The organism is Rikenella sp. (genome assembly GCF_056799795.1).
In genome coordinates this window covers 1-19,433 of sequence record NZ_JBQIQO010000013.1, presented here as the reverse complement: position 1 = coordinate 19,433, position 19,433 = coordinate 1, and the positions used below count along the sequence as shown (strand labels likewise).

The window sequence follows — 19,433 nt, the reverse complement described above, 5'->3', positions numbered from 1 at the left end:
GTTTATTCCGAGAGGCAACGCAACTGACGACCGCCGGCACGATAGCCCGTGTTGCTGGGGTAGAGGTACGTCACGCTGAAATCCACGTCCAGGGCGCCGATATCGCCTGTGGTGGAAGACCAGTTGAAACCGTGGCGGCTGACGTTGCCCAGTGCGCCTTCGCTTCCGCCACGGAAGCCCGGGGCGGGGTTTGTGCTGTTCGCCGCCAGCGGTGAGTGCAACGAGCCCCGTTGAGTTGCAGCCCTCTGCCTGTCGGGGCAGCGGCGAACTGCGCTGCTCAAAGAGCCGCAACTGCACTACCTCATTCGTCGCCCCAATTCTTTGGGGTTCGGGCTGCGGCGTCCGGCCCGGGCATCAAAGATGCCCCGCCGCAAGCCCGGCGACCTAAAGGTCGCACGAGCACCGCACCCATTCACCGCCTAAAGCTCTCGGGTTCGGCCTGTCGCCCACCCCCGAGGCGCTTCGCCGCTGGGCGACAAGGCCGGCGGTTCGGAGAACCGCAAGAGCACAGCACCTATTTACCGCCCCCAATTCTGCGAATCACGCTACTCGCTCTCAGTTCAAGCGGTCGAAGCCTGCGGGGCCCACAGCAACGTCAGTTGCGGGCCTCCGCTGGGGGAGGCTTCGGCCCGCGCGGCTCTGCGAGCCGCAGGAGCTCGGCCCAAAGCACTGCCCCGTGTGTGCCTCACTGCGGCTCCGCTGTCGCTCCGCCGCGTTTTCGCGCGCCTGCGCGATTCATTCTATTTCGGCTCACCGCCGAAATAGTTGAATCGCTTCTTTAGGCGTGGCGCGCGTCTTTGGCGACGGGAGGGTACTGCCCTTACGCCGGGCGGGCGGTGCCTTCCGGCACTCGGAATGGACAAACTCTACCCCTGTTCTTTGTTCGCGCGCCGGCGGAAATCTTATTCAAAGCGCAAGACGCTTTGAATGATTTCCTACTCCAGCAGTCGCGCGCGGATCGAGCTTTGACCCGCCTGAAACTGCCCTGCGCGGGCGGCGGCCGGGTGACCCCGGCGGGACGGAGCGATACTGTGTATCGCTTAATCAGCTCGGCCCAGTTCTTGGTGCGCGCCGGGGGAAATCCTGTCAAAACGCGCAAGCGCATTTTGACGATTTCCCTCTTTAGGCGTCGGCGCGCGGTTTAGTTTGAGGGTACTGCGCGCGGGCCCCACGTCCCGTGGACGGGAAATGTTTACGCATTTCCACTGGCAGCCTCGGCCCAACCCTTTGTCCGCACGCTTGTTGGTCGCCGCTTCCCTAAATATGAAAACCTACAACCCTCGCTCGGCCTGGGACTGGCAGGCGGTAATCGCTACCAGATTCACGATGTCGCTCACGGAGCAACCTCGCGAAAGGTCGTTGATCGGGGCGGCCATACCTTGCAGAATCGGCCCGATGGCTTCGGCATCGGCCAAGCGTTGAACGAGCTTATAGGCGATGTTTCCCACTTCCAAGGTCGGGAAAACCAGTACGTTGGCACGACCGGCGATCTTGGAGTCCGGCGCTTTCTTAGCGCCTACGCCCGGCACGATGGCGGCGTCGGCCTGAAGCTCGCCGTCGATCTTCATGTCCGGTGCCATCTCCTGGGCCAACTTCGTGGCTTCGACGACTTTATCTACCATCTCGTGCTTGGCCGAACCTTTAGTCGAAAAGCTCAACATGGCGATCCGCGGCTCCATCCCGACGATCGCACGCGTGGTTTTGCCGGTCTCGACGGCGATCTGTGCCAGCTCCGGGGCGGTGGGGTTCGGATGCACGGCGCAGTCGGCGAAGATCATCATTCCGTTCTCGCCGTAGTGCTTGTCTTTCAGGAGCATAATGAAGGCGCCCGAAACTACCGAAATCCCGGGCTTGGTCTTCACGTACTGGAAAGCGGGTCGCAGCACGTCGCCGGTGGCATTCCCCGCACCGGCCACTTCACCATCGGCGTCGCCGGCTTTGATCATCATTACGGAGAGATACAACGGATTGAGAATGAGTCGTTCGGCATCTTCCCGCGTAAGTCCTTTCGAGGCGCGGATCTGGAGCATCAGGTCGACGTAAGCCTCTTTTTTCGCATGATCGGCCGGATCGACGATCCGGATGTCGCCGTTCAGCACGTGTTCCAGTCCCCAGTCTTTGGCCAACTCTTTGAGTTCGACGGGGTTGCCGATCAGGATGATCTCGGCGATGCCCTGTTCAACGATCTCGTTGGCGGCGCGCATGGTGCGCTCTTCGTTCCCTTCGGGCAGTACGATGCGCTGCTTGGCGGTGCGCGCCTGTTCTTTGATGCGGTTTAAAAGTTCCATTATTTCGATAATTTTATTGTCATTCCCAAGGCGGTGGCCCCCAAACAGAGTGCGAGGCTCAGGCCGATATAGAGCAGGGCGGTGTGGGGCTCTCCCGCGCGCAGCAGGCGCACGCTTTCGAGTGAAAAGGTCGAAAAGGTGGTGAAGCCGCCGCAAAATCCCACTACGCCTAAAAGATGTCGGGCGGTGCCGGTCTCGAAATGCTGTAAAAGCAGCCCGATTACGAATGATCCGACGAGGTTGACGCTCAGCGTGGCCCACGGAAATCGCCCTTCGCGTCCGGCGAACAGGGCGGCGAGGGCTACGGAGGTGCCGTAACGTGCTACGGAACCGGCGAAGCCGCCGAGACCTACCCACAATAAGTTGCTCCACATAATGCTAACAAAGGTACTATTTTTATTTGTGTCTTTGTTCTTTGTGCCGGACGGAACCGTACCTTTCTTGAAAGAAAGGTACCCAAAGAACTTTTGCAGAGGTCGTCCCGGTGGGACGACCACGGGTTCTCTCCGCCTTGTTTCGTTGGGCTGTGGTTTTCCGGCGGGGGCGCATTGGGGTAATACTCGCATTATAGCGCCCCGCCGAGAAAACCCAGCCCGACAGACTCGCGAAGAATGAGGACTGCGGAGCCTAAGGCGTAGCGTAGCTGTCATAAAAGTTTTTGGTGCCGCTTTTTCCAAAAAGCGGCAGTTCCATCCGGCACAAAGAAGTAGGTTACAAATAATTAATTTGTACCTTCGCGGTGGTTTTCACATTTTAAATCTGTCATACGATGAGCAAAGGACCGATTTCGCAGTTTATTACGCACAATTACCGGCATTTCAACGCGGCGGCGCTGGTGGATGCGGCGAAGGCTTACGAAGAGCACATGAATGCGGGGGGGAAGATGATGATTACGCTCGGCGGGGCGATGTCTACGGCGGAGCTGGGGATTTCGCTGGCCGAGATGATCCGGCAGGACAAGGTGCAGATCATTACGTGTACGGGGGCCAATCTGGAGGAGGATTTGATGAATCTGGTGGCCCATTCGCATTACAAACGGGTGCCGCACTATCGTGACCTCACGCCGCAGCAGGAGCGAGAGTTGCTGGACAATCACCTCAATCGGGTGACGGATACGTGTATCCCGGAGGAGGAGGCATTCCGGCGGTTGCAGGGGCATATGGAGAAGATTTGGAAGGAGGCGGACGCACGGGGGGAACGTTACCTGCCGTATGAGTTCATGTACAAGCTGATTCGCAGCGGGGTGCTGGAGCAGTATTACGAAATCGATCCGAAAAACAGCTGGATGTTGGCGGCGTGCGAGAAAAATCTCCCGATTATCGTGCCGGGGTGGGAGGATTCGACGATGGGGAATATCTTCACGTCGTATGTCATCAAGGGCGAAATGAAGGCTTCGACGGTCAAGGGGGGGATCGAGACGATGATGTTCTTGTGCGACTGGTACAAGCAAAACAGCGGCGGAAAGGGTGTGGGATTTTTCCAGATCGCGGGGGGGATTTCGGGCGACTTCCCGATTTGCTGTGTGCCGATGATGTATCAGGACTTGGGGTGGGAGGAGACGCCGTTCTGGGCTTATTTCTGTCAGATTTCGGACTCAACGACTTCCTATGGGTCGTACTCGGGGGCGGTGCCGAACGAAAAAATTACGTGGGGCAAGTTGGATATCGATACGCCGAAGTTCATCGTGGAAAGCGATGCGACGATCGTGGCGCCGCTGATGTTCGCTTACATTTTGGGCTGGTAGTTCGGTGCGGGTGTGATAATTTGCGGGTTCGGGCCGTCCTTAATTCCAAGGACGGCCCGAACCTTTTTTCTTTTGGGTGTTGTTGCTGCGCATATGTTGGGCGGAGGCAGCCTTGGGGTAAAGGCTGTCCCTTCCGAGTGCCGGGAGGCACCGCCCGCCCGGCGTAAGGGCAGTACCCTCTTTGGGGACAGATCGCGCGCTCCGCCTAAAGAAGCGATTCAACGATTTCGGCGATGAGCCGAAATAGAATGAATCGCGCAGGCGCGCGAATAAAGAACTACGCGCGAAATCCGTCGCCCGCGGCGGAGCGACAGCGGAGCCGCAGTGAGGCTGACACGGGGCGGAGAATTGGGGCGAGCTTTGGGCTGCGATTGTTCTTCAGGCTCGAAAACCGTAATCGGTTTTCGAGCCGCGCTGGGCTGAGCATGGGGCTTGGATTTGGGCGGTGAGTTGAGCTGTACTCTTGGCCAAGCTTTGGGCCGAGAGCGAGTAGCTAAGTCTCCGTGTCAACGATCGGCCCGCAGCTCTCGGATGCGGAGGAGATGCACAGTGTCTTTTACTGGCCGCCTCAGCCTTAATATTCGTTCTTCGCTGGCTGCGGCCGAAAACGAACTCGGCAGATTGGTGATGAATTGGGTGGTGCTTTTGCGGTTCTTCGAACCGCCGGGCTTGCGCGCTGGGCCTTCGGCCCACCCGGGGAGCGCGCAGCCCGAAACCAACAGAATGGGGTGAACTATTGGCCTGGCTTTGGGCTGAACCGTTGGTCGTGCTCTTGCGACCCTTTAGGGTCGCGCAGTTCGCCGCCACCCCCTGCGGCGGGCTGCAACTCGTCGGAGCTCGTTGCACTCCCCGCTGGCGGCGAATTGCTATAGGCTAAGAGCGAATAGCGCGATTCCTCGAGGAATCGCCGTCCTCGGGCGCAGCGACGCCATAGCGGCTCGGGGGAGGCGAGCCGAGGACGAATAGGCGGAACTTGTAGCTGGTAAGTAAGATAGTGTGGGTCGGACGCCCGCCAGTATTCGAGTGCTTCGCGTCCCCGTTTATTCCGAGAGGCAACGCAGCTGAAAACCGTAGACACGGCCGATCAAGTGGTTGGGTTGAGCTGCATTCACGACGAAGCGCAAATAGACACTGGCCGTCCCGTTGGCCGCAGCCGACCAGACGGAACCTTCGCCGCCGACGCTGATCAGCGCGCCTGAATTGTAGTAGCGGAAACCCGGGGCGGGCGGACAGCGCCGTCGCAGAGAATCGAGGTAAAACAACTCTCTCTCCGGAAGACCGAAGAGAGGGTGGATAAAATGGATATAACGAAGGATCGTGGAATACGGCCTACATGCCGCATTCCATCTTAATATAGGTGTGGTGAGGGCCGAACCGTTCGAAAGCGGCGTGATCCAGCTCTTCGCGGTGCTCCGGAGCGGCCACGCTGATGACCAGCCGGGCCCGTTCCTGCAAGGTCTTGCCGTACAGGTTCACGGCGCCGTGTTCGGTGACGAACCAGTGCATGTGCGCGCGCGTGGTCACGACACCGGCACCCGGATTGAGTATCGGAGCGATCTTGCTGATCCCTTTGTTGGTTTTAGACGGCATGGCGACGATCGCTTTCCCGTTTTTCGACAGCGAAGAGCCGTAAATAAAGTCGATCTGGCCGCCCACGCCCGAGTAGTGCTTCGTGCCGATCGAGTCGGCGCAGACCTGGCCGGTCAGGTCGATCTGAAGGGCCGAGTTGATGGCCGTGAAGTTCGGGTTCTGGGAGATGATGTGCGGGTCGTTGGTGTACCCTACGTCCATCATCAGCACGCCGGGGTTGTCGTCGATAAAGTCGTAGACCTCCTGAGAGCCCATCAGGAAGGTCGATACCATTTTGCCCGGGTCGGTCACTTTGTTCATCCCGTTGATGACGCCCGATTCGACGAGCGGCAGAACGCCGTCGGCGAACATTTCGGTGTGTATCCCCAGATTTTTATGCCCGCCGAGCTGGGCGAGTACGGCGTTCGGAATCGCGCCGATGCCCATCTGAAGGCAGGCGCCGTCTTCGATCAGTTCGGCGCAGTGTTTCCCGATGGCGGTCTCGACTTCGTTCGGTGCGGTGAACGGCGCTTCGATCAGCGGGGTGTCGTCTTCGCACCAGATGTCGATCTCGGACATCCGGATCATGGCCTGGCCGAACGATCGGGGGACGTATTTATTGATGACGGCGATGACGGTATGGGCGCATTCAACTGCTGCCAATGTGGCGTCCACCGATGTCCCGAGCGATACGTAGCCGTGTTTGTCGGGCGGCGATACCTGGATCATGGCGACGTCGATGGGCAAGGCGCCGCAGCGGTACAGTTTTTGCGTTTCGCTCAAAAAAACGGGAATATAGTCGGCATACCCCTCCTGGGTGGCGCGACGCAGGTTGCTGCCGACGAAAAACTGGGAGGATTGGAAGATCCCTTCGTATTTCGGATCGGCATAGGGCGCCGGGCCTTCGGTGTGGAGGTGGTGGATGAAGACGTCACGGAGTTCGCCGCGGTCGCCGCGATCGCAAAGGGCTTTGATCAGGCATTGCGGAGCGCTGGCCACCGAACTCAGGTGGATATGGTCGCCGCTCTTGACGACTTGTACAGCCTCGGCAGCCGAAACGATGCGGATGTTGGGGTTGTTCATAAGCGATGGTGTTTTTGCGTGTTTTTGGTTGGCAAAAAGTAAAGTTCCGGACAAATTTAGGAATTTTAATTATCTTTACTGCAACTTACTTAACAAAGAATAGGTTATGAAACGGTTGTTTACGTTTTTGGCGGTCTGGACGGCGGGAGTGGGGGTGTGTGCGGCGGCGCAGCAGGGGGTGGCGGCGGGGAAGGAGAAGGTCTATACGGTGACGGAAAACATGCGCTTTCCGGAGGGGACGCTGGTGCTCAGGAGCGGGGAGATACTGGTGTCGAATTTCGGGACGGATTCGCTGGCGCCGCTCAACCGGGAAGGACGGGGGTATATCGTTTCGCTGAATAAGGAGAATCGGATTCTGATTCCGGCGCGGGGGGCGCTGAATGCGCCGAAGGGGATGGCGGTCAAGGAGGATTGTCTGTTCGTGGCGGATGTGGGGTGCGTGACGGTTTTTCACCTGAAAAAGCCGGGGGTGCAGCCGGTGAAGATCGCCTTTCCGGAGGGGGAGGTGTTTGTGAACGATATCGTGGCGATGGGGGATTTTCTGTTGGTGTCGGTGACGAATACGGGACATATTTATGCGTTGGATGTGCGGGATTGCGAGGCGGTGTGGGGGGCGCGGAGGCCGGTGCCGAAGCTGGTGGCGACGATTCCGGGGGCGAACGGGCTGGCGGAGTATGAGGGGACGTTGTATGTGGCGTCGTATGATCCGGAGGAGAGGCCGGGGGCGGAAAATGGTATTTATGCGGTGAATATGACGGATTTGACGGCGGAACCGGTGAATCTGATGGGGGATCGGTTCGGTCAGTACGACGGGGTGGCGGTCTCGGGGGATGGCAAGAGGCTCTATTTCAGCAATTGGAGGGGGGAGAACGGTGCGGGAGAGGTGGGGTTTGTCGATCTGACGCCGGAGGGGAAAAATGCGGTGACGGTGTTGGATTTGGGGGTGGAGCTGCGGGGGCCGGCGGATATTTCGGTGGCTAAGGGATATTTGGTTGTGCCGGATTTGCCGGCGAGCAGGGTCTATATGGTGGCGTTGTAGTTTTTGTGGGCTTTTGAGTTTTTTCGTTGCCTCGCCGACTGTTCGGCGAGGCTTTTTTGTGGCTTGGGGTGTGGTTTCGGGGGTGTGGTTTCGGGCGGTTTCGGGCCGCTGCTGCCGGCTGCTTAGGGTAGCTTTTGGGATAGAGGCTGCCCTTATTTTTAGGGTAGACTCGGCCCTTTGCCCCCGCGGGCCCGCGGCCCGTTTATTCCGAGAGGCAACGCAGCTGAAAACCGTGGGCGAATCCGTTCGCTGCGTTGAGGCTGATATATTGCGACAGGAAATTCAGATCCATGCCACCGTTTCCTCGGACTGTGGATGACCAACTGTATCCGTTGTTTCCGACTCCGCCCAGTTCGCCGGTGGCATAATAGCGGAAGCCCGGGGCGGTGCCGCTCGGCACTCGAACCGGGCAGTCTCGGCTTAAATAGCCGGCCTCCTTTACCAAGGCGCCTTTACCTAAAGAAACCGTCGGGGGATTTTCAAGGGGGATGCGAATCCCCCTTGAATGTGCTTTTTGCCTACTTTTTAACTGCGCTACGCTTGTTTTCCTCCTCGCCGTTCGGCAATTAGCAAACTTTGTTAGCATTGCCCTCACAGGCAGCGTCGGTTATCACATAATAAAAAGTAGGGGCCCCCGCGGCCTAAGCGGATCAGAGAGAAGAGATAAACAGTCTCCTCGACATGGACAGCCGCCCGACTTTAATTCGAAAACATCGAGTTCTATCCGCGCGCCTAGGGAAATCTTGTCAAAACGTGCCAGCACATTTTGAAGATTTCCCTCTTTAGGCGTGGCGCGCGGTTTGGTTTGAGGAGACTGGCCTCGGGCCGGCCGGGCCCCACGTCCCGTGGACGGGAAATGCTTCGCATTTCTGCGGCTGTGTCAGTAAAACTGGGGAAAAGCGGCCGGTTGCTTGGGGGGTACACGGCCATTAAAAGACGCTTAGCGTCCGTTTATTCCGAGAGGCAACGCAGCTGAAAACCGTAGCCGCGGTGGAGTGCTCGGTTGGGATGGAATATCGTTGAATGGAAGTACAAATATATCGCCTCCACGCTGCTGTTTGTCGAAGACCAACTGGCTCCGTGATTGCCGGCGCTACCCAGGTCTCCGAAACGTTTTTCATTGCCTGCGTCGCGGTAGCCCGGGGCGGGGAAGCGGGAAACGGCGGATTGGCCGATCGCTTGGACGGTTCGGACGGAAAGGTTATTTTTGTCCTCTACGAATGCGGTGCATTCTCGTTTCAAAAAGAAAAGGAATGAAAAATTCAGTCTGGATTTGGGCGCTTCCGGGCCTGCTGGGGCTCGCAGGATGTAATAAAACGAACGATCCGATGCCGCCGGAACATTCGAAGTGGATCGCCCGAATCGTAAGTTATACGCCCGCTCCCGGACAATTCGTCAATTCGGAGATGGGAACCCGGGAGGCGGCTGAATCGCTTGTCGGCGGGAAAAAGGGATGTCTCTCCCTGGGGGGCTTCGGCGGTGCGGTCGTCTTCGAGTTCGATCACGAACTCAAAAATATCGAGGGGCCTGATTTCGTCATTTTCGGAAACGCTTTCGACGGGAGTTCCGAACCGGGCGTTGTCGAGGTCAGTCCGGACGGAGAACGCTGGTATCGATTGCGCGGGGCGGCGGACGAGGCGACGGGAAGCGTGGCGGACTACGAGATAACTTACTTCCGACCGAAGCAGGTGGCGCAGGCGGAGGAGGTGGCATGGACGGACAATCGGGGAGGGAGCGGGACGATCGAGGCGTTGGCGACTATCCATCCGCAGAGTTATTGGCCGGCGGCGGCGCAAGGGGAGCGGACGATCGTTTTCCGAGGGCTCCGATTGCCGGATCCGGCGGAGTGGAACGGGGTGAAGTATGTGCTGCGCGATCTGGGGGAGGGATATGCGGACAACTGGTCGCCGGATTATACGACGGTGGTCGGCGGAGATCCGGATACGCGGTACGGCAATAAATTCGACATCGATCGGGCGGTGGACGAGGCGGGGCGGAGGGTCGAGCTCCGAACGGTCAAACAAATCCGGGTCTATACGGCGGTCAATCAGCAGGTTGGAGGAACGCTGGGCGAGGTTTCGACCGAAATTTGCGGGGCGTTGTCGTTGTCGGCCGGGCTGTAAGCCTGTTTTTGTCATATCAGACGGAATGTGACAAGTCGGGATTTAAGTGGTTGTCGGTTTGTTGTCGGCACCCTCCTGAATGAAAATTTGTCATAATTTTCAGTGGCCGGTAAAATGGTGACAATTATTTTTATTGATATATAAGTATTTGTATTTCATAGGTTTGTGAAAGGTGTATTTTTAGCGACAGGTCGGGTTTTCGGACGATCTTTCCGACGTTGATTTTTTGTCATATCTTTTTTCGGAGCCCCCGAGGGGTGGAATTTTTCCGGCTTCATCGCTTCGAAGCCTCTGTTTCCTGCCGGTAGGGTGAAATATTTATACATAAAAAAATTTGCAGGTATGATTTATTGCAGTATCTTTGTTGTCAGATATTGAAGCGTCGAATGGGGGAGAGGAATGGATTTTTCATTCGATAGGAGGATTTATAAACTTGGGAATCAATGATTTTGATTCCTTTTGGACTTTACGGAAACGAGTGGATTTTCGGGGCGTTCGGTCGCGGGAAATCCGAATGGATATTTAAGCGATCATGGTCAGAGGGTTTGTTGTAAATACGGGCGATGCGAGTTCGGCGGAGGTGGTGAGGCTGATGAATTACGGGGTGGACGGGTTGGATGTGGCGGAGGATGCGGGGCGGGCGAAAGATCGCTTTCTGGAGGTGGCGGAGCTGCTGGGGGTTGGAGATAAGCTGGTGGTGTGCTCGCTGAGGGATATATGCGTGGGGGTGGAGGATATTGTGGAGGTGCTGCTGATGTGGTCGCGCAGGCGATTCAAATTGGTCTCGCTGGCGGAAGAGTGGCTGGAGGGGTGTTGGGAGATTCTGTGTCACGGGGGCGGAGAGGAGTTGTTGGCATGTATTCACCATCGGATGGTGCCGGTATTGGGGCGGGAAACGGGTGGCGAGGGACGGACGAGGGGGCGGAAATCGACGGTGAGGGGTGGGCGGCCGAAAGGGTCGATCAAAATGAACGAAGAGAAACTCGACCTGGCGGTGCGGATGTATTGTCAGGGGGATTTTACGGTGAGGGATATTTGCGATATCGTGCGGTGCAACGAACGGAGTATGTATCGGTACCTGAAACTCAGAGGGGTGGCGGGGATGAGAAAAATAAACGGAGCGGAGATGACGAAGGGTGTAGGGGAGGGGGGTAGCGGCGGAGAGATGTGAGGCTCGGATGCGGTGGTGAGAGAGCGGATTATTTTTCGGAGACACGGAGTTTTTGGCGCTTAAACTAAGATATGCAGCGAAATAGAATGAATAAACAACGCTTGTTTGCGATGGCGGTAGGGATGCTGTCGGCGATGGTCGGCTCCTTGGGGGAACTCAGGGCGCAGATGTATACGGAGGGCATATTCGCCTCTACCGGTGCCGCGGCGGCGCGGAAAGCGGCGGTGGTGAGACCGCAGAGAATCAAATTCTATTTCGTTACGGGGAGTAGCGATCTGGTGTTCCAATACGGGCCGAACCTGATGCAGCGTCAACAGTTCGACTCGCTGGCCAGACGGGTGGCCGAACAGGAGACGGTGGCGATCGACTCGATCGTCTTGACGGCGTACACTTCTACGCTGGATAGCCGCATCGGGACGCGGGAGTTGGCGGAGGCCAGGATTTTGGCGGTGAAGGATTTCCTCGTGGGGCGATTGGAACACAATGAGTTGCACGGGGTGCGTTTTCTGACGCATGTGCGGGAGGCGGAAGAGGATTATTACGATTCGGACGGCGAATTCGGCGATGGGAATGACGGCGCGGATGCGTGGCTGGGGGGAGATGATATATATAATAAGGTAAGGCGGGTGGAAGTCGCCACCTATCTCAGTGGCGGGAAGGGAGCCAAAGGGGTTGCGGCGGCGAACCGCATGCAGTCGCAGATCAATGTGACGCGGGAGCTGACGGATGCCATTTCGGATACCATGTCGGCGGCGCAGCGGGAACGCCAGCTGGCGGCGATTCGAACCAACCCGTATCCGGTTTGGCGGCCGGGGGTGATGGGGCGTAATGTAAGGGCGAAGTATGAAGGGCCGATCGATCAGATTCTTTCGTTGCGGACCAATTTACCCTACTGGTTGGTGGCGGCGCCGAATGCGGGGCTGGAGTTTCATATCGGCGGTCACTTCTCGATCTTGCTCGAAGGGACGCTGACCTATTGGGAAAAGCAGGATAATACGGGGAACAAGGGGGTATACGTGGCTGGTGCGGGGCCGGAGTTCAGATACTGGTTCGGGGACGACCGCTCGAGAGCGGGGCATATTATCGGCCTCTATGGACAGTATGCCGACTACGATATCAAACTGAACCAGAAAGGACGTCAGGGGACGGTGATGGGGGGCGGGATCAGTTACGGTTACTACTTGCCGGTGGGACGGCGTTGGGCGTTCGAGTTCGGGATCGGGATCGGATATTTGGCCAATAAAATGGACGTTTACGAGTGGAACTCGATCGTGAAGCGCAACTTGTGGGTGGAACAGAAGAACAAACCGTGGATCGGGCCGACTAAGGTGCGGGCGACGGTGATCTTCCGGATGGGGCATAAGGAGCGGGTGTATTAGGCTGGTGTGATTGGGATGAGATGGAGAGGAGGGCGTTTTTTTGAGTGAAATTATGACGAAAATTCGGAACACTGACAATATTTCGGTACCCTATTCCGATTATACTAAGTGCTCTGTAATATCCGAAATGTCGGAAAAGATAACTAAAGAATGAAAATGCGGTTGAAATACGGAACTCTGTCGGCGACGTGGCTCGTGCTTGTCGCGATATGCGGAATACTGACTTTCGGCGGATGTAACAAACGGCCTTATACCCGGATCAAACAGTTGCCGCTGAAGGTGATACCGGAGTGGAGCGAGGTGCCGGAGGGGGCGGAGTTGCCGACGACGCTCGAATTTTATCTCTATCGCGAAGACGGGACGATGATGGGGAAATACGCCATTCCGAGGGACGGGGGATTTGTGGGGAGCGAACAGATGGTCTTCTCGGTGGGGGTTTATCACATGATTCTGGTCAATCAGAACGACTATGTCGAAGTATTGAAACCGGAAACCTTTGCGACGGCGCAGATTAGCGCAAAGAAGGCGTCGGCGGCGTACTTGCAACAGAATAATTTCTCGAAGGCGGACGGTGTGGAGGTGGTTTATCAGCCGGGGTGGATTTTCTCGTCCAGCTTGGAAAATGTCAATCTCAACGGCATTGTGATCGTCGAAGACGACGCTTCGTGTATCGAGGTGAAGATGCCGATGAAACGCCAGGTCAAGGTGGTGAATTTCAAAATCAACCTGACAGGTTTGACGGATCAGGTCAAGTCGATGAGAGGGTTGTTGGGGAATGTGGCCTCGGGGGTCGATCTCTCAACGGGGCAGATTGTGGGGGGAATGCAGTGCGCTTCGCCGTTCGAATTGACCGATATTTCGGGTAACAAGACGACTTGGAGCGGAAATATGCTGATCTTTGGGAACCAGGCGGAAATCGATGCGGCGCTGCGCAATAAACTCCAATTGTACTTCGATACCGATACCGAGTCGGGGAGAACGCTTATCCACGAGGAGGATATCACGGAGCAATTGAAAAATGGGGCGACGGAAAATGATTTGAACATCAAGGTCGAAGCGGATATCGAAGTGAAGGCGAATGCGGGATTTTTGACGGTGATCGTGAAGTGGAAGGACGGTAAGGGAGAGGATGTCGACGGGATTTAATACACTCGGGTGTAGGAAATGGCTATGAAAAAACAAATGAAATATATCGTACTCGCGGGATGGGCGGTCGTGATGCTTGCCGGTTGCAGCAAACGTACCGTCGGTGAAGGGATGGGGGATGAGGAGGGATATCCCGTGCGGTTTGCTGTCGGAGAGGTGACGACTTCGAAGGTGCTGGATGACGATAAGTTCGAAGAGGGGGATGTGATCGGGATGTACGCTTATCCGCAAAATAGCTCCATGTTCGCTACCGGAGATGAGTTCGTGCGGCAGAATGTGCCGTATGTGCAGATGAGTAACGGAGAACTGTTGGTAGAGGCGGGGAATGACCCGATTACCTTCCCGGAATCTAAAAAACTCTACTTTGTCGGATATTATCCTTATTCGGCAGAGGCGGATGCGGCGGGAAAAGTGGAGATGGATATAGCGGATCAGACCAACGGGATGACCGGCGCGGTGCTCTATTCGGATACTTGGAAAACAAAAGGCGTTTCCAGAACGTTTGAATATGTGAAACTGGAGTTCCGGTATGTGGTGGCGCAGGTGGTCATTAATATCAAATTCGATCCGGTTACGATGCCGGATGGGGATGTGGGCGATATTACGTCCGTGACTTTTGCGGGCGATGGATTGCAGACGGGATATCAATTCGATGTCCAGAGCGGGGGAACTGCGTTGTTGAATGGAGGAACGGGGACGGGGGCGAGAGGAGAACTCGATTTGGAACCGGGAGTGAGCGTTTGTAAAGCTGCGGTGGTGCCGAACGGGAATATCAAAAACATGGAATTTAAGGTGACGACGGCGGACGGTATGACTTATAACGCGAAGCCTAATGATATCACCTATGTCAAGGGGACGAGATATACCTATAACCTCACGTTGAAAGACAGCGGTTCGGCGATCTTGGGAGATGCCGAGATTACGGATTGGAAGCCGGGTAATGACGGCGGAACGCATATCTCGGGATCGGTGCAATAAGAAATTGGAAGAGACAGCGATGAAGCAGACAATCATCATATTATCTTTGTGTACGGCAGCGTTGTTCGCCGGATGTAAGGCCAAGCAGGTCGTTACGGAAGAGGTCGCACAGGGAGAGGTCGTGAGATTCTCGGCCAAGGCTGAGACGGTTACCAAAGTCTCGGATAAGGACACTAATCCGGCACTCTCGGCGCCGCAGTTCGATCAGGGAGATAAGATCTCTGTCTTTGCTCCGTTGGAGGGGCAGACAATCTCCGGGAATTATGGCCAGAATACGGCGAAAGGGGAGGCTAAGGACTGTCGGTATGTGGCAGATAACAACAACAACTTCTCGGCCGAAACCATTCAAGACCGGATACGGTTCGGTTCGACATCGACCAAGTTGGACTTCTATGCCGTTTGGCCGGCGGTGGGGCCGGAACCGGAGGAAGCGGAGGTGGATCAGAACGATTATACCATCGACCTCAAGGATATCGGGGATCAGAGTACGGTAGGGAACGTTTTGCCGTACATGTATTCCAATAACGCGAAGGGCAAAGGGATGCAGAGTGGTAACGTGGGAAGTGTGGTTAACTTGACTTTCCGGTATGTATTGTCCAAAGTCAAGGTCGAAGTGGAATACGACCCGAGTATGATGGGCGGGGAGTTGACCGGCGTCGAGTTCTATGCCGATGGCGGGCTGTATCGCGAATGCGTGATCGACCTCAAACAGGAGGCTTATGATAAGGTGGCGACCAATGGCGGGCGGACGAGTGCGGTGGCGGATGACGCGAATCCGTATCAGTTCTGGGTTTTGCAACAGGTGGCGGGGACTAACGGGTTGGTGGCTACTTCTACCTGGGGCTACGTCGTGCCGAATGCGGGAGCGGGGAAAGTGGTGAACCCGGTGATTCGGTTGACGTTTAATGGTGGGACGAATCTGATTTGTCCGATTCCGAAAACCGACAAAATGGTGACCGGAGGATTGTTGCCGGGGAAAGAATATCGGTATATCGTCGATATCGAACCCGAAACGCCGGTGACTGTCGAAGGATCGATCGAAGAGTGGGAAGTAGTGGGGAATGATTTCCCGACCTTTTGGGCACAGTAATTTAACCGAGTGCAATACGCCGGAGTGGTTTCCGGCTAAAAATAAGAACGACCAAAACACAAGGAAAACAAACATTTTAACAACCAAAACAAAACAACAATGAAAAAGAGTCTTCTTTTGGCAGCTGCGTCACTTGCTGTGATCGCCTGCTCGAAACGGACCATCGGGGAAGCTCCGGTAGACCCGAATCTTCCGGCAGACAACGTTGTGCGCTTCTCCAGTGCGGCAAGCACTGCAACGGTATCGAAAGCCGGCTTGGATGCTGACGGACACAGTACCTTTGAAGTAGATGATACGATCGGTATCTATGCTGTGTTGGATACCAAAACTTTGGGGGCTGCTCCGGCTTCGGTATTCCCGACTAACGCAGATTTCCAGTATCTGAACCGGAAATATGTGGTAAAATCGGTGGATCCGTATGATGGTACGACTAACCCGGCTACTCCGGTACCGGCGATTGCTCACTTTGAACCGTTTGTAGATCCGACTGCTACACCGGATCCGATCGATAATACTATGTATTATCTTGCTGGGGGGCAGGGTTGGAACTATTATGCTTACTATCCTACGACCTTGCCGGGTAACTTGGCAGACGCTTCGGGTAATGTTTTTGAGATGCCGACCACTGTGGCCAGTGCTACGAATACTAATTTTGTCGGAACGGGTGATATGACCAACAGTACCATTAAATTCTTTGATCAGACGGGTACACCGGGTACTGTTACGAAAAACGCTTATCCGGGGCCGATTATGTTTGCTTATTACGGTAAGAAAGATACGCAGGCTGCGCTGGGGACTCGTCAGGATCCGGTTCGGTTGCAGTTTAAATATGCGGTGGCGAAACTCACCCTCGAAGTAACTGTGGCTCACACGGTGACCAGAGATATCCCGAAAGAACTGAAAGCGATTGCGATGTATGGCGACGGGATGAATCAGGGCTTTAAGTTCGACCTCACGCAGGCAAAACAAGTGGATGCTACGAGCGGCGTATACAACGTGGTAACGACCGATGCTACTGCTCCGGCGATGGCGAATTGGACTAATATTACGACTTTCCCGACTTTCTCGGGTTCGAGTCCGTTCACCGGTTATCTGTTCAAGATTCCCTCGGCAGCAAGCGATACCACGACGACGACTATTACGATTCCGGCTGGTACAGGCGGAACTCCTGCTGCAACTACGAAACCTGCTGCGAAATTTACCGTAACCGGTTATCTGATTCCGGCAGGGAATAACGCTACCTCTTCGGTCGGTGGGGATTTGACCAATGTGTTCATCAAATTCTATGTAAGTGGTCAGACGAATGGTAAGGATCCGGAAGTTTATACCGCTACGCTCGACCAGACTAAAGGTGGTTTGGTAACGACGCTTCCGGGAACTTCTACCGCTGCGAAGAATTATTTGCCGGCGATTGCTCCGGGGAAAGAATACAAATTCAAACTTACGTTGGATAAGAACGAAATCGAGTTTGAGGGTGAAATCCAAGACTGGGAAGTAGTAGAACCGAATGGTTCTGACGAAATTCCGGCAGTTTAGTCTGTCATCCGACGACTGAAACCTTAGGGTGAGAGGGGTGCGTAATTTTGCCTCCGGGTGACGTGCGCTCCCCTCTTCTTTTACCCTCACCTTTCAGCCTCAAGCGCAGAGCGGGAATAATTCCCGTTCTAACCAAACTTAGAAAACGGATGAAACGGATTTTAATACTGGCTACCACACTGCTGGTAGCGGTAAGTTGTAACAAAATTACGTTCGACGACTCAGTGCCCGCTACTCCGGACACCGCACAGCCTGTTCAGTTCGGCTCCGGTGCGCCTACGGTAGAGATCACTAAAGCCAACATCGCCCTTGGAGATGGATCGAATGGTACCTTGAAGATGGATCGGATCGGGATTTTCGCTTTCCGTTCCGCTACCGTTCCGACCACGGCTACCGCGGCTGCGACGGCTTTGTGGCACAACAGTTCGAACGATAAAACCGCCAACGTCTCGTATCACTTCTTTGATGACCAGCAGAATCAGCCTACCTCAAAGTACTATCGCGAGGAACAGCAGTCGGGCAAAAGTCCGCTCTTGTTTTGGCCTGCATCAGGAACTGCGAATGCGGAGTTGACCTTCCTCGGGTATTTCCCGTGGATAGCGTCGGCTACAGCTTCTGCGCCGGGAATGCCGGCAGCGCCGAATCAACGGGCGTATGTCGATAATACGACGTTCCAGCTCAAGGCAGACCTCTCTGATCAGACGATTCAGACCGGGAAGACGGAAGTGTACGACTATGGATTCGCATGGGCGACTCCTTTGTTGAATGTGGCACGTCCGGCCGATCCAGCAAACAACCGCCAGAAATTGATCTTCAGCTACAAAGTGGCTAAAATCACCTTGGTGGTTAAAGGCGAGGACGAAGACGGGTTGCAGGTCAGCGCAGGCGGGGCGAAAGATAAAGGTTTGAAAGCGATCAAGATCTATTCGAAGACCGGTGGCTTGTGCTCGGATTTCACCTTGGACTTACTGAAAGGGATAGTAGCGACGGGTAGCACGGCTGCCACTGAAACGATTCCGATTAAGATTCAACCGGTGAATAATCCGGGTGATCCGACGGCGACGGTTCCGATCAAACCTTACATCGATGCGATAGGGTACTTGGTACCGGTTACGGGAACGGATTTGAATACCGATTCTGACCCGGCGAAAAACGGGATTGTAATCGAGGTGGTTCATAATGACGGAAACAAAGATCAGTCATATTTCGCTAATATTAACTCTACGACGGTGACTAATCCGTCTACGGGTGGGAAACCGGACTTGACTGGCGGGATCGAAGCGGGGAAAAACTATAAGTATACCGTGAAATTCGGTAAGAATGGACTCACCTTTACCGGTCAGGTAGAGGATTGGGTAGATGCCGATGCGATTCCGGAAATTGACCTCGACGATCTTTTGTAAAGCATTTTTTCTGAAGCATTCGGGCTTACTCTTTGACGGGAGTAAGCCCGTTTTGTTTTGTGGCCGGTTCTTTGGGAGGGTATGGTTGCTGGATGTCCGATATGGGTAGAAAACATTAGCGGCACAGGGATTTATCTGAACTTTCCCTGTGCCGCTAATACCCAAAACAAACAAAACAAATCGTAAACAACCGTCGAATCGTCAGTCCGGATAGGGCGGAAATCCTTTTCATTTTGCCGCTCTCCAGCGATTCGATAATCATTATTGCATAAAGCGTGCCAAAGTGATAGGGTTCTTATGGCGGGGGGTATTGGGTGTAGAGGTTGTTCACTCCGAGTGCCGGTAGGCACCGCCTGCCCAGTGTAGGGGTAGTTCCTCCTGTAGGACAGGCGGGCGGGCGACGCAAATGCGGCGGAGCGAAAGCGGAGCCGCAGTGAGGCGGACACGGTGCGGAGAACTGGGGCAAGCTTTGGGCTGTGCTTGTTCTTCAGGCGGGAAAACCGTAACTGGTTTTCCCGCCGCGCCGGGCCGAGCAGGGGGCTGTGGATGGGGCGCTGCTTTTTGCCGAACTTTGGGCCGAGCTTCTGCGACCCTTTCGGGTCGCGCAGTTCGCCGCCACCCCATGCGGCGGACTGCAACTCGACGGAGCTCGTTGCACTCACCGCTGGCGACGAACTGTTATAGGCTGAGAGCGAATCCCACAGAATGGGGTGGTGAATGGGCTGTGCTTTTGCGGTTCTCCGAACCGCCGGATCTGCGCGCTGGGCTGTTCGGCCCACCCGGGGAGCGCGCAGCCCGAACCTGAAAGAATAGGGCATTGCCAAACGGGGCGGGCGCCCGGGAGTGGCCGCAGTGAGCTTGCGAACATTGCGGGCCTCCCGTGG

Annotated in this window: 17 protein-coding genes; 10 read left to right on the top strand and 7 right to left on the bottom strand. The window is 55.6% G+C overall.

Going from position 1 to position 19,433, the window contains the following annotated elements; genetic code table 11:
* Positions 1 to 2: 2 nt before the first annotated feature.
* The 3 genes from ACTO3O_RS04800 to crcB form a co-directional block, all read right to left on the bottom strand.
* Entirely contained in the window at positions 3 to 221 is a 219-nt protein-coding gene (locus ACTO3O_RS04800; protein WP_297832765.1) for a hypothetical protein, read from the bottom strand.
* A gap of 1,050 nt (positions 222 to 1,271) precedes the next feature.
* Positions 1,272 to 2,288, bottom strand: a complete 1,017-nt coding sequence (gene pta, locus ACTO3O_RS04795) for a phosphate acetyltransferase (protein ID WP_297832875.1) — start codon at positions 2,286 to 2,288, stop codon at positions 1,272 to 1,274.
* Positions 2,288 to 2,662: a fluoride efflux transporter CrcB gene (gene crcB / locus ACTO3O_RS04790; protein ID WP_297832873.1), complete on the bottom strand. Its 375-nt coding sequence runs from the start codon at positions 2,660 to 2,662 to the stop codon at positions 2,288 to 2,290. Before crcB ends, pta begins: the two co-directional genes overlap by 1 nt.
* A 395-nt stretch (positions 2,663 to 3,057) precedes the next feature.
* Here crcB and ACTO3O_RS04785 point away from each other — a divergent pair, with 395 nt between their 5' ends.
* Positions 3,058 to 4,032 carry a deoxyhypusine synthase family protein gene (locus tag ACTO3O_RS04785; protein WP_294594780.1) on the top strand — a complete coding sequence of 325 codons (975 nt, stop codon included), beginning with the start codon at positions 3,058 to 3,060 and terminating at the stop codon, positions 4,030 to 4,032.
* A 1,040-nt stretch (positions 4,033 to 5,072) separates the two neighbouring features.
* Here the strand turns inward: ACTO3O_RS04785 and ACTO3O_RS04780 are convergent.
* Both ACTO3O_RS04780 and ACTO3O_RS04775 read right to left on the bottom strand, forming a co-directional pair.
* Entirely contained in the window at positions 5,073 to 5,294 is a 222-nt protein-coding gene (locus ACTO3O_RS04780) for a hypothetical protein (RefSeq protein ID WP_297831051.1), read from the bottom strand.
* Positions 5,295 to 5,361: 67 nt separating this feature from the next.
* Complete coding sequence (locus ACTO3O_RS04775; protein WP_297831055.1) at positions 5,362 to 6,684, bottom strand: acetyl-CoA hydrolase/transferase family protein; 1,323 nt, start codon at positions 6,682 to 6,684, stop codon at positions 5,362 to 5,364.
* Between the two features lie 106 nt (positions 6,685 to 6,790).
* On the opposite strand from ACTO3O_RS04775, the gene ACTO3O_RS04770 reads away from it, so the two are divergent.
* The gene (locus tag ACTO3O_RS04770) at positions 6,791 to 7,723 is read left to right on the top strand and encodes an NHL repeat-containing protein (RefSeq protein WP_297628348.1); all 933 of its coding nucleotides are present in this window, start codon (positions 6,791 to 6,793) and stop codon (positions 7,721 to 7,723) included.
* A gap of 202 nt (positions 7,724 to 7,925) precedes the next feature.
* On the opposite strand, the gene ACTO3O_RS04765 is transcribed toward ACTO3O_RS04770, so the two are convergent.
* Entirely contained in the window at positions 7,926 to 8,123 is a 198-nt protein-coding gene (locus tag ACTO3O_RS04765; RefSeq protein WP_297831059.1) for a hypothetical protein, read from the bottom strand.
* A gap of 551 nt (positions 8,124 to 8,674) precedes the next feature.
* Entirely contained in the window at positions 8,675 to 8,965 is a 291-nt protein-coding gene (locus ACTO3O_RS04760) for a hypothetical protein (protein WP_297831062.1), read from the bottom strand.
* 11 nt (positions 8,966 to 8,976) lie between these two features.
* Between ACTO3O_RS04760 and ACTO3O_RS04755 the strand changes: the two genes are divergently transcribed.
* From ACTO3O_RS04755 to ACTO3O_RS04720, 8 genes are all read left to right on the top strand, one after another.
* Positions 8,977 to 9,846, top strand: coding sequence for a hypothetical protein (locus tag ACTO3O_RS04755; protein ID WP_297831065.1), 870 nt, complete (start codon positions 8,977 to 8,979; stop codon positions 9,844 to 9,846).
* Positions 9,847 to 10,378: 532 nt separating this feature from the next.
* The gene (locus ACTO3O_RS04750) at positions 10,379 to 11,017 is read left to right on the top strand and encodes a helix-turn-helix domain-containing protein (protein WP_294593282.1); all 639 of its coding nucleotides are present in this window, start codon (positions 10,379 to 10,381) and stop codon (positions 11,015 to 11,017) included.
* Positions 11,018 to 11,103: 86 nt separating this feature from the next.
* Positions 11,104 to 12,396: a DUF3575 domain-containing protein gene (locus tag ACTO3O_RS04745; protein ID WP_297831069.1), complete on the top strand. Its 1,293-nt coding sequence runs from the start codon at positions 11,104 to 11,106 to the stop codon at positions 12,394 to 12,396.
* A gap of 162 nt (positions 12,397 to 12,558) precedes the next feature.
* Positions 12,559 to 13,542 carry a DUF5119 domain-containing protein gene (locus ACTO3O_RS04740; RefSeq protein WP_297831072.1) on the top strand — a complete coding sequence of 328 codons (984 nt, stop codon included), beginning with the start codon at positions 12,559 to 12,561 and terminating at the stop codon, positions 13,540 to 13,542.
* A gap of 36 nt (positions 13,543 to 13,578) precedes the next feature.
* Positions 13,579 to 14,520: a fimbrillin family protein gene (locus ACTO3O_RS04735; protein WP_298080993.1), complete on the top strand. Its 942-nt coding sequence runs from the start codon at positions 13,579 to 13,581 to the stop codon at positions 14,518 to 14,520.
* Between the two features lie 19 nt (positions 14,521 to 14,539).
* The gene (locus tag ACTO3O_RS04730) at positions 14,540 to 15,610 is read left to right on the top strand and encodes a fimbrillin family protein (protein ID WP_297831078.1); all 1,071 of its coding nucleotides are present in this window, start codon (positions 14,540 to 14,542) and stop codon (positions 15,608 to 15,610) included.
* Between the two features lie 99 nt (positions 15,611 to 15,709).
* Positions 15,710 to 17,146, top strand: coding sequence for a hypothetical protein (locus ACTO3O_RS04725; protein WP_297831081.1), 1,437 nt, complete (start codon positions 15,710 to 15,712; stop codon positions 17,144 to 17,146).
* A 224-nt stretch (positions 17,147 to 17,370) separates the two neighbouring features.
* Positions 17,371 to 18,549 carry a fimbrillin family protein gene (locus tag ACTO3O_RS04720; protein ID WP_297831084.1) on the top strand — a complete coding sequence of 393 codons (1,179 nt, stop codon included), beginning with the start codon at positions 17,371 to 17,373 and terminating at the stop codon, positions 18,547 to 18,549.
* Positions 18,550 to 19,433: the final 884 nt, after the last annotated feature.